The following is a 2,190-nucleotide window of genomic DNA, read 5'->3' as shown; positions in this document are numbered from 1 at the left end:
GGGTTGGTTTTTTTTTTTATTTCAATTTGGGGGGGGGGGTTGGCCGGGGCCGGCGATGGCGCCGGAGAGTTCCAGGGCGCGGTCGTTGGTCGACGAGATCACCGTGATCTTGTGCACGTCCGAACCGAGCTTGGCGACGCTGCCGGTGAACAGGTCGATGTCGATGTCGGGGGCGGCCAGCACCACCGCGCCGATCCGGTTCATCGCCGCCTCGCCGGCCTCGGCGCGCAGCATCCGCAGGGTCTCCAGGGTCAGCAGCGTGCCCATGGAGTGGGCGACGAGGTTGATCTTGCCGGCGCTCTGCGTGGAGGCGAGCGCCTTCAGCAGGTCCTCGAAGGCGTCGCGCGACCACAGCGCGCTCTCGCGGTCGTAGCCGTAATCGAAGGTCGCGGCGGCGGACGGCCAGGTGAACAGGCCGGACACGCCGCGGAAGCGGATGCCGTCGGAGAGCCGGGCCGCGCTGACGGCGGCGGATTCGAACGATTCGCGGTAGCCGTGGACGTAGATCAGCACGTCGCGCCCCAGCGCGGCCTCGGCGAAGGCGTTGGCGGCGCTGGGACCGGTCTCGACCTTCGGCACCGCGCCGATGGTCCAGTCGCCGGAGATCACCGACGAGACCTTGCCCAGCAGCGACCGGTCGGGCGGGGACAGCCGCACCTCGGCGAAGCTGAGGCCGCGGCCGCGCTCGGCGTTGAAGTAGGGGGGCTTGGGCGGGCTGCCGACGGGCTTGCGCGTGGTGGCGACCAGGAGCACCGGCATCACGTCGAGGGCCGATTGCCGCTCGGGCAGCACGACCGTGCCCGTCGAGAGGCTGTCCGTGATGCAACCGCCGAGGGACGGCGCCAGCACGGCGGTTCCAGCGAGGGCACCGAGGCGGACGAAGGCGCGGCGGGTCGGAGGCTGGCGCAGCATGATCTCGGGTCTGTCCGGCGCGATGGGAGACGGCGATGTGTCCGGCTCCGAGACCTAGCCTGTGCCGCAGGATCATGACCATGGCAGGGCACAAGCGTGACCGTTCGCCCGGTGGATTGCGGGCATCGGCCGTCTGGGGCCGGCGGAAACGCATTCTGAACGGAGGCGGCGTGCGGCGGTTGGGAGGGCAGGGGGGACGCCGAAGGATCGGAAAGGACTTGCCGTGTTCAGATCGCGAAACCCCCTCGGCCGCCAGGTCGTCGTCATCACCGGCGCCTCGAGCGGCATCGGCCTGGCCACCGCCCGCATGGCGGCCGAGCGCGGCGCCAAGGTGGTGCTGGCGGCCCGCAGCGGCGACGCGCTCGCCAGGATCGAGAGCGAGATCAAGGCGGCCGGCGGCCAGGCCATCCAGGTCGTGGCCGACGTCGGGGACCGGGCTGACGTCGACGCCATCGCCGAGGCCGCGATCGCCCGGTTCAGCCGGATCGACACCTGGGTCAACGATGCTGGCTTGTCGATCTTCGGGAAGCTCGAGGAGGTCGTCGATGCGGACAACAAGCGCCTGTTCGCCACGAACTTCTGGGGCGTGGTCAACGGATCGCTGGCGGCCGTTCCGCACCTGAAGCGCACGGGCGGCGTCCTGATCAACCTCGGCAGCGTCGCGTCCGACGTCGCGTTTCCGCTGCAGGGCATGTATTGCGCCAGCAAGCACGCCATCAAGGGCTTCACCGACGCCCTGCGCATCGAGCTGGAGGAGGAGGGCGCGGGCGTCGCGGTCACGCTGATCAAGCCGGCCGCGATCGACACGCCGTTCCCGCAGAACGCGAAGAACTACACCGACCGCGCGGTGAAGCTGCCGCCGCCGGTCTATCGCACCGAGGAGGTGGCCAACGCCATCGTCCACGCCGCCGTGCATCCGCAGCGCGACATCTATATCGGCGGCGGTGGCCGGCTGATGAGCGCGGCGCAACGGTTGGCACCGCGCGCCTTCGACCGGATCGGCCGCACCATGATCGCCCAGCAGCTGCGCGACGAGCCGGCGCGTGGCCGCGCGGGCGCCTTGCACCAAGCCGGGGGCGCCTCGCACGAGGCCGGAAGCACCGGGCGGACATCCGGCGACCATCCGGGCTACGTGATGCGCCGGAGCTTCTACACGCGCAGCACCCTGCACCCGCTCGCCTCGTCGATCGTGGCGGTGGGGGCGGTGCTGGCCGCGACCTCGGTGCTGGCCGGCAACCGCCGGCGCTGATCCGGCGACGCGGGAGGGGCGCGGCGACA

General features: G+C 71.0%; 2 protein-coding genes. One reads left to right on the top strand and one right to left on the bottom strand.

What is annotated here, in order from left to right; translation table 11 throughout:
• Window positions 1–21: 21 nt before the first annotated feature.
• A complete protein-coding gene (locus tag FV222_RS23880; protein WP_147815810.1) occupies window positions 22–912 on the bottom strand; it encodes an alpha/beta hydrolase in 891 nt (296 codons plus the stop codon).
• Between the two features lie 223 nt (window positions 913–1,135).
• On the opposite strand from FV222_RS23880, the gene FV222_RS23875 reads away from it, so the two are divergent.
• A complete protein-coding gene (locus FV222_RS23875) occupies window positions 1,136–2,161 on the top strand; it encodes an SDR family oxidoreductase (RefSeq protein ID WP_147763298.1) in 1,026 nt (341 codons plus the stop codon).
• The last annotated feature ends 29 nt before the right edge of the window (window positions 2,162–2,190 follow it).

Origin of the sequence: Methylobacterium sp. WL103, assembly GCF_008039885.1 — a bacterium.
In the GTDB taxonomy this organism is placed as follows: Bacteria; Pseudomonadota; Alphaproteobacteria; order Rhizobiales; family Beijerinckiaceae; genus Methylobacterium; species Methylobacterium cerastii.
Note: the sequence above shows the minus strand (reverse complement) of the source record. Positions and strands in the feature narration are given on the sequence as shown.